We start from the raw sequence: 8,342 nt of genomic DNA on the forward strand, positions 1-8,342 counted from the left end.
TGATGGACTTGCCCGCACCCCCTGACCTCGGGACTGCCGAGGCAATTCTGGAACCCGGCCACGGGCGACCCGTCGCGGGGCGTGTCGTGCTGGACTATGAGGCGCGGTGCCTGCGGCGCAAGCGGCTGGCCACGGCCGAGGGCGCCGGTTTCATGGTGGACCTGCCGCAGACCGTCAGCCTTGCGCCCGGCGCCGCCTTCGCGCTGGCGGATGGCCGCGCCGTCGAGGTGGTCGAGGCGCGCGAGCCCGTCCTGCGCATCAAGGGTGACCTGCCCATGCTCGCCTGGCACATCGGCAACCGCCATTGCCCCTGCGAGATCGCGGGCGATCATCTGGTGATCCGCGCCGATCCGGTGCTGGAGGCTATGCTGGCGCAGCTTGGCGCGAAGGTGACCCGCAGCCTTGCGCCCTTCCGGCCGCTGGGCGGGGCTTACGGACATGGGCGGACCTTTGGGCACAGCCACTGACGCGGGCGGCCTGCTGCTGGTTCAGCTTCTGTCCCCGGCCTTCCCGACCGGGGGCTTCGCCTATGCGCAGGGGCTGGAATGGGCGATGGACAGCGGCGCGGTCCATGACGCGGGCTCGCTGGCGGAATGGCTGGCCGATGTGCTGGAACATGGCAGCGGCTGGTCCGACGCCGTGCTGCTGTCGCTCGCGCTGCGTTCGGGGGCGGATCATGGCGGCTTGGACGAACTGGCCCGCGCCCTGTGCCTGACGGCCGAGCGGTTGACCGAGACGCTGGAACAGGGCGCGGCTTTCGCGCGCGTGGCGGCTGCGCTGACCGGGACGGACCCCGCCCCGGCGGCGCTGCCGGTCGCGGTGGGGCGCGCGTGCTCGCCGCTTGGCCAGCCTGCGGCCGAAGTCACCAGCCTGTATCTTCACGGGCAGGCGCTGAACCTGATCCAGGCGGCGGTGCGGTTCCTGCCGCTGGGGCAGACCGAGGGGCAGCGGGCGCTGACGGGTCTTGCCCCCCTGATCCTGCGCCTGGCCGCGCGGGCGGCAACTGCCAGCGAATCCGATCTCGGCGGCTGCGCCATCGGTGCCGACATCGCGCAGGCACGACACGAAACCATGCAGACGAGGATATTCAGGACATGAGCAACGGCCCCCTTCGCGTCGGCATCGGCGGCCCCGTCGGCGCCGGAAAGACCACGCTGACCGAGAAACTGGCAGCGGCACTCGCCCCGCGCCTGTCCATGGCGGTCGTCACCAACGACATCTATACCCGCGAGGATGCCGAGGCGCTGATGCGCGCGCAGGTCCTGCCGTCCGAGCGCATCCGGGGCGTGGAAACCGGCGGCTGCCCGCATACCGCCATCCGCGAGGACGCCAGCATCAACCTGGCCGCCATCGCGGATCTGAATGCGGCATTCCCCGACCTCGACCTGGTCCTGATCGAGTCCGGGGGTGACAACCTTGCCGCGACCTTCTCGCCGGAACTGGCGGACCTGACGATCTATGTCATCGACGCCGCGGCCGGGCAGGACATTCCGCGCAAGAAGGGGCCGGGGCTGGCGCGGTCGGACCTGCTGGTGGTGAACAAGATCGACCTTGCGCCCCACGTCGGCGTGGACCCGGTGCTGCTGGAATCCGACGCCCGCGCGGCGCGGGGCACCCGCCCGGTCGTCATGGCCGCGCTGCGTCACGGGCGCGGCGTCGATGCGGTCGTCGATTTCATCATCCACGAGGGTGGGCTGACGCTGCGGGCGTAACCCCCGCGCCCAGATCGTAGGCACCGGCCTGTGCAGATGGCGCAAGTTTCGCCAGACGCGGACTGCCCGGGAAAGAGCAGCCGCTGGCGCGTTGCCGCACTTCCCGCCCACTGGTTTGCTGCAAATGCGAACGGCTGCAACAGCCGAAAGTGTGCGGCGGCCGCCGTCTGGACAACAAGGACCGCCGCACGGGTGCAACGATAACGATGTTGCCGCGAAAGCCTGGCACCGCTCCTCCCTGCGGGGAAGCGGGCAGGCGACTGCGGCCCGAACGGGGAAACGGAAGATGACGGCAAGGACGATCCTTTGCAGCACGGCGCTGACGCTCGCGCTGGCGGGCACGGCATGGGCCCAGGACGACCCCATCAAAATCGGCGTGCTGCATTCGCTGTCGGGGACGATGGCGATTTCGGAAACCACCCTTAAGGACACGCTGCTGATGCTGGTGGACCAACAGAACGCCAAGGGCGGCGTGCTGGGCCATCAGCTGGAAGCCGTCGTGGTTGATCCCGCCTCGGACTGGCCGCTGTTCGCCGAGAAGGCGCGCGAGCTGATCTCGGTGCAGGGAGTTGACGCGATCTTCGGCGGCTGGACCAGTGTCAGCCGAAAGTCGATGCTGCCGGTCATCGAGGAACTGAACGGGCTGCTGTTCTATCCGGTGCAATACGAGGGCGAGGAGTCCAGCAAGAACGTCATCTACACCGGCGCCGCGCCGAACCAGCAGGCGATTCCGGCGGTGGACTACATGATGAACGAACTGGGCGTCGAGAAATGGGCGCTGCTGGGGACCGACTACGTTTATCCGCGCACCACCAACACGATCCTCGAAGCCTATCTGGCGGATCAGGGCGTCGCGCAGGCGGACATCTTCGTCAACTACACCCCCTTCGGCCATTCCGACTGGTCCAAGATCGTGGCCGACGTGGCGGCGCTGGGAAATGACGGCAAGAAGGTCGGTGTCGTCTCGACCATCAACGGCGACGCGAACGTGGGTTTCTACAAGGAACTGGCGGCGGCCGGGATCTCGGCCGACGACATCCCGGTGATGGCTTTCTCGGTGGGCGAGGAAGAACTTTCAGGCCTCGATACCGCGAACCTCGTCGGGCACCTGGCCGCGTGGAACTATTTCCAGACTGCCGAGAGCGATGCCAACGACGCCTTTGTCGCCGAGTGGAAGGCCCGCATGGGCGAGGACCGCGTGACCAACGACCCGATGGAGGCGACGGTGCTGGGCTTCAACCTGTGGGTCCAGGCGGTCGAGAAGGCGGGATCCACCGATACGGATGCGGTGCTGGCGGCGATCGACGGGCTGGAGGTGCCGAACCTGACGGGTGGCACGGCCAAGGTTCTTCCGAACCACCACCTGACCAAGCCGGTGCTGATCGGGGAAATTCGCGAGGACGGCCAGTTCGACATCGTGAGCGAGACCGACCAGGTGCCGGGCGACGCCTGGACCGACCATCTGGCCGAGTCCGCCGTGCTGGAAGCCGACTGGCCGGGCCGCGACTGCGGGATGTGGAACACGCAGACAAACAGCTGCGTGCAGAAGCAGTCGAACTATTGACGTGTCAGGGGCGGCACGCTGCCGCCCCTTCTTCCGGGCCGAGGGGATCATGCACCATTTCCTGCTGACTCTGCTGTTGCTGCTGGCCCCGCCAGCGTTTGCCCAGGATCTCGCATCGGTCCTGCAAACGCATCGCGACCAGATCGAGAGGCCCTCGCGCCAGACCATCGCCCCGGTGATAGAAGCGTTGGCGGGCGCGGGTCCGCAGGCGGGGCCGGTGCTGGAGGCCTGGGCCGACCGGCGGCTGGGCCTTGCGGGCGACCGTTTCGTGATCGTGGAGAGCGACCGCGCCACAGACGCCGTAACCGGCGCGCCCGTCGCGGACGAGGCGCGGGTGCTGAAGCCCAACTCGGGCGTGCGCGGGCTGATCGGCACCGCGCTGGTGCAGTTCCAGCTTTCAGATCCGGCGACCGCCCGCCGCGCCGCCGCGCTGGACGCCATCGCGCGGGGGCCCGACGCCTCGCATCTGGATGCCTTGCGCGAGATTGGTGCCGATCCCGACCCCGCGATCGCCGCCCGCAAGGCACGGCTGGAGCGGCTGCTGACCATCCGGTTCGACCCCGATCCGCTGGCTCGCGTCGCCGCCATCGACGGCTTTTCCGGCGATACCGGGGCGGACCTGCAGGCGGTCCTGAACCCGCTGCTGGCGACCACGCGCATTGCCGCGGTGACCATCCCTGACGGTGCCAATGTCGCGGCCGAACTCACCCCCGGCGATGAGATCGCGGAAGCGGACGCCTATCGACTGCTGGTCGAGGCGGGGTTTGCCCCCGCGCGGCTGTCCGCTGCGGATCAGAAAGCCGCGTTGGCCGCCCATGTCGTGAACGGCACCGTGGGCGGCGTTCCCGTGGCCGACCTCTCGGACCCGGCTCGCCGGGATGCCGCCCATGACGCGCTGGCCGAAACCGGGCTGGTTCTGCCTGCCGCGACCGCGGCCGAGGCTGAAGCGGCGCTGACCTCGCACCATTTCGCCGACATCTACGTCGAGCCGAACGCCGAAGTCACAAACGCCGCCCGCAGCGCGCTCAACGCGATGGTGGTGCGGCGGGGCGCCCAGCAGGCCGCCGACCTGACGCTGGACGCGCTGTCGCTCGCCTCAATCTACTTCCTTGCGGCCATCGGGCTGGCCATCACCTTCGGCGTCATGGGCGTCATGGGCGTCATCAACATGGCGCATGGCGAGTTCATCATGATGGGCGCCTATACCGGCTATGTCGTCCAGACCCTGATCGCCGGGCGCACGCTGTCGCTGATCGTGGCGCTGCCCGCGGCCTTCGCCGTGACCTTCCTTGCGGGGGTGGTCCTGTATCGGCTGGTGATCCGTCATCTGGTGAACCGCCCGCTGGAGACGCTGCTGGCGACCTTCGGCGTGTCCATCGCGCTGCAGCAGATCGCCAAGAACATCTTCGGGACGCAGGCCCGGCCCCTGACCGCGCCCGCCTGGCTGGAGGGGTCGGTCGGGTTCGGAGAGATCGTCTCCATCTCGACCATCCGCGTGGCGATCTTCGTCCTCGCTCTGCTGTTCCTCGTCCTGTTCCTGTGGATCATGAACCGCACCCGGCTGGGGCTCGAGGTTCGCGCCGTCACCCAGAACCCCGGCATGGCCGCGTCGATGGGGATCAACCCCGACCGCATCGCCATGATGACCTTCGGCCTTGGCTCGGGCATCGCCGGGATTGCGGGCGTGGCCATCGGGCTTTTCGCCAAGGTCACGTCGGAACTGGGCAGCGACTATATCGTGCAAAGCTTCATGACGGTCGTCGTGGGCGGGGTCGGCAACATCTGGGGCACGCTCGCGGGCGCCGCCCTGATCGGCTTCCTGCAGAAGGGCATCGAGGTGATGAACCCCGGCAACACGCTGGCGGCGCAGACCTTCATGATCCTGCTCATCATCATCTTCATCCAGTTCCGGCCCCGCGGCATCATGCCGACCCGCGGCCGCGCGGCGGAGGCCTGAGCCCATGCGGATCCGCAAACATCCGTCCGCCCTGGTCTTCTTGGCCCTGCTGGCGGTCTTCACCCTGGCCATGACGCTGATGTCCGAGGCCTACGGCTCGGGCGTGGTCCCCACATCCACCATCAAGACGCTGGGCAAGACGCTGTGCCTCGCGCTGGCTGCGGTGGCGATGGACCTCGTATGGGGTTACGCCGGCATACTGTCCTTGGGTCACATGGCCTTCTTTGCCCTCGGTGGCTACATGATCGGGATGTGGCTGATGTATGCCCGCACGGGCGAGATCGTCGCGGCCACGCTTGCGAACTCGCCCATCCCGCCCACGACTGAGGAACTGCGGCAGGGCATCACCGGTCAGATATTCGGTGTCGTCGGCTCCGCCGACCTGCCGCTGACATGGGCTTTCGCGGGCAGCCTGCCGATGCAGCTTCTGCTGGTGCTGGCGGTGCCGGGGCTGCTGGCCTTCCTGTTCGGCTGGCTGGCGTTCCGCTCGCGCGTGAACGGAGTTTACCTGTCCATCCTCACGCAGGCGATGACGCTCGCGCTTTCGCTCTGGCTGTTCCAGAACGACAACGGCTTCCGAGGCAACAACGGCCTGTCGGGCTTGCAGAACATGCCCGGCCTGACCGATGTTCCGCAGTCGATGATCTCGATCTGGTTCCTGTGGGCTTCGGCCCTGCTGCTGGCGGGGGGCTACCTGCTGGCCGCCTGGCTGACCGCCGGCAAGTTCGGCAGCGTCATCCGCGCGATCCGGGACGACCAGACGCGGGTGCCGTTCCTCGGCTACTCGGTCGAGGGCTACAAACTGACCGTCTTCACCATCAGCGCCACGATCTGCGCGGCGGCGGGGGCGCTGTATTACCCGCAGGCCGGGATCATCAACCCGGCGGAACTGGCGCCGATCGCCTCGATCTACCTGGCCGTCTGGGTTGCCATCGGCGGGCGCGGGCGCCTTTACGGCGCGGTGATCGGCGCGGTGGTCGTGTCGCTGCTGTCGAGCTGGTTCACCGGCGGCCGCGCGCCCGCGCTGGACCTCGGCTTCTATCGCATCGAATGGGTGAACTGGTGGCAGGTGCTGCTGGGCTTCGGCTTCGTCGCCGTCACGCTGTTCGCGCCGCGCGGGCTGTCGTCCATCATCGACGTGATCGCCGACCTGCGCCCGCCCCGCCGCAGGGGCGCCGACCTCGGCCCTGACATCAGCGCATTGCGTGAGAAGGAGGCCGAGGCATGACCGCGCTTCTGGAAGTCTCCGGCGTCTCCAAGTCCTTCGACGGGTTCCGGGCGATCAACGACTTGTCCTTCAACATCGGCGCGAAGGAGTTGCGCGCCGTGATCGGGCCGAACGGCGCGGGCAAGACGACCTTCATGGACATCGTCACTGGCAAGACCCGCCCCGACAAGGGACGGGTGCTGTGGGGCGAGCGTTCGGTCTCGCTGCTGAAGCTCAACGAGGCGCAGATCGCCCGCGCCGGCATCGGCCGCAAGTTCCAGCGGCCGACCGTGTTCGAGGACCAGACCGTGGCCGAAAACCTGACGATGGCGCTGAAGGCCCCGCGCGGTCCCTTCGCCGTGCTGTGCTGGAAGCCCTCGCGGGCAAGCGAGACGCGGGTGGCGGAACTTGCCGGAGAGGTCAGCCTTGCGGATCGCCTGACGCACAAGGCGGGCGAGTTGAGCCACGGCCAGAAGCAATGGCTGGAAATCGGGATGCTGCTCGCGCAGGAACCGCGCCTGCTGCTGGTGGACGAACCTGCCGCCGGGATGACGCTGGCCGAGCGCGGGCAGACCACGACCCTGCTGCGGCGGCTGGCCGAAACGCGGGCGGTGGTGGTGGTGGAACACGACATGGACTTCGTGCGGCGGCTGAACTGCAAGGTGACGGTGCTGCATCAGGGGGCGGTGCTGGCCGAAGGTTCGCTGGACCACGTCTCCGCCAATCCCGACGTGATCGACGTGTATCTGGGGCGCTGAGATGATCGAGGCAGAGAACATCACCCTGCATTATGGCGGCTCGCAGATCCTGCACGGCGTGTCGGTCAGCGCCGCGCCGGGCGAGGTCGCCTGCGTCATGGGCAACAACGGCGCGGGCAAGACCTCGCTGATGAGCGTTCTGGCCGGACGGCATCCACGGTCCGGGGGCGAACTGCGGTTGATGGGCGAACGCCTGGGCCGCGTTTCGGCGCAGGAGATGGCGCGGCGCGGGGTCGGCTACGTCCCCCAAGGCCGCGCGATCTTCCCCATGCTGACCGTGCGCGAGAACCTGGAAACCGGCCTCGGCTGCCTGCCGCGAGGTTCGCGGCGCATCCCCGATGGCATCTACGACAGCTTCCCGGTCCTGGCGGAAATGGCGCACCGGCGCGGCGGCGATCTGTCGGGCGGGCAACAGCAGCAACTCGCTATCGCCCGCGCCCTGGTGATCCGCCCGCGCGTTCTGCTGATGGACGAGCCGACCGAGGGCATCCAGCCCAACATCATCGGCCAAATCGGCCGCGTCATCGCATCGCTGCGGGATACAGGCGGGATAGCGATCGTGCTGGTGGAGCAATACTTCGACTTTGCCTGGGATCTCGGCGACCGCTTCGCTCTGATGGAGCGGGGACAAGTCGTCCTTCGCGGCCAGCGCGCCCGTGTGCAGCGTGACGACCTGCACCGGAGGCTGGCGGGGTTGGCAACAGTTTGAAGCGGCCGCCCAGCCGGGGTTTCCATCATGCAGACGGCCTGTATTTCCCCGTCGAGGATGATGCTGTCAAGGATGCAGGGCTTCATGTCCTCGGAGGAATATCGCGCCAGAATGCCGGCAATGCCATTATCGTGATGGTGGCCGGGCCTACCGGGTAGACCGCGACACCCGGAAGGTCCTAGCCGTCATCGAACTGATCAACGCCTTCACGAACTGAGACAGGCCCGGTGGGCGCCTGCAGCAGGCGTGTTGCGATCCGGGGTGGGATCCCATGGCGTCTCTTGCGATCCGGCTGGGATCACCCGGCGCCTGGGCCCTGCAAACCCGGCGGAGGAATGGCATCTGCATCGGGATCGCGGCCGTGGGTCCGATCGAGCAGGCGCATGACGGGCGTGACGGTCAGCCCGTGCATGAGGATGGAGATCAGGATCACCA

The 8,342-nt window shown here is 68.0% G+C and carries 8 protein-coding genes; all 8 read left to right on the forward strand.

Annotation, left to right across the window (positions count from 1 at the left end; all coding sequences use genetic code 11):
* Positions 1 to 2: 2 nt before the first annotated feature.
* Complete coding sequence (locus KTN05_RS11815) at positions 3 to 467, forward strand: urease accessory protein UreE (RefSeq protein ID WP_217329606.1); 465 nt, start codon at positions 3 to 5, stop codon at positions 465 to 467.
* Positions 439 to 1,098 carry an urease accessory UreF family protein gene (locus KTN05_RS11820; RefSeq protein WP_217329607.1) on the forward strand — a complete coding sequence of 220 codons (660 nt, stop codon included), beginning with the start codon at positions 439 to 441 and terminating at the stop codon, positions 1,096 to 1,098. The genes KTN05_RS11815 and KTN05_RS11820 overlap by 29 nt, the downstream gene beginning before the upstream one ends.
* Positions 1,095 to 1,712, forward strand: coding sequence for an urease accessory protein UreG (gene ureG / locus KTN05_RS11825; RefSeq protein ID WP_217329608.1), 618 nt, complete (start codon positions 1,095 to 1,097; stop codon positions 1,710 to 1,712). Before KTN05_RS11820 ends, ureG begins: the two co-directional genes overlap by 4 nt.
* 286 nt (positions 1,713 to 1,998) lie before the next feature.
* Positions 1,999 to 3,276, forward strand: a complete 1,278-nt coding sequence (gene urtA, locus KTN05_RS11830; RefSeq protein ID WP_217329609.1) for an urea ABC transporter substrate-binding protein — start codon at positions 1,999 to 2,001, stop codon at positions 3,274 to 3,276.
* 49 nt (positions 3,277 to 3,325) lie between these two features.
* On the forward strand, positions 3,326 to 5,233 hold the full coding sequence (gene urtB, locus KTN05_RS11835) for an urea ABC transporter permease subunit UrtB (RefSeq protein ID WP_217329610.1): 1,908 nt from the start codon (positions 3,326 to 3,328) through the stop codon (positions 5,231 to 5,233).
* Positions 5,234 to 5,237: 4 nt separating this feature from the next.
* Positions 5,238 to 6,461, forward strand: coding sequence for an urea ABC transporter permease subunit UrtC (urtC, locus tag KTN05_RS11840; protein WP_217329611.1), 1,224 nt, complete (start codon positions 5,238 to 5,240; stop codon positions 6,459 to 6,461).
* Positions 6,458 to 7,198: an urea ABC transporter ATP-binding protein UrtD gene (gene urtD, locus KTN05_RS11845; protein ID WP_217329612.1), complete on the forward strand. Its 741-nt coding sequence runs from the start codon at positions 6,458 to 6,460 to the stop codon at positions 7,196 to 7,198. The genes urtC and urtD overlap by 4 nt, the downstream gene beginning before the upstream one ends.
* 1 nt (position 7,199) lies before the next feature.
* On the forward strand, positions 7,200 to 7,907 hold the full coding sequence (urtE, locus tag KTN05_RS11850) for an urea ABC transporter ATP-binding subunit UrtE (RefSeq protein WP_217329613.1): 708 nt from the start codon (positions 7,200 to 7,202) through the stop codon (positions 7,905 to 7,907).
* Positions 7,908 to 8,342: the final 435 nt, after the last annotated feature.

The organism is Paracoccus sp. Z118 (genome assembly GCF_019061185.1).
In the GTDB taxonomy this organism is placed as follows: Bacteria; Pseudomonadota; Alphaproteobacteria; order Rhodobacterales; family Rhodobacteraceae; genus Paracoccus.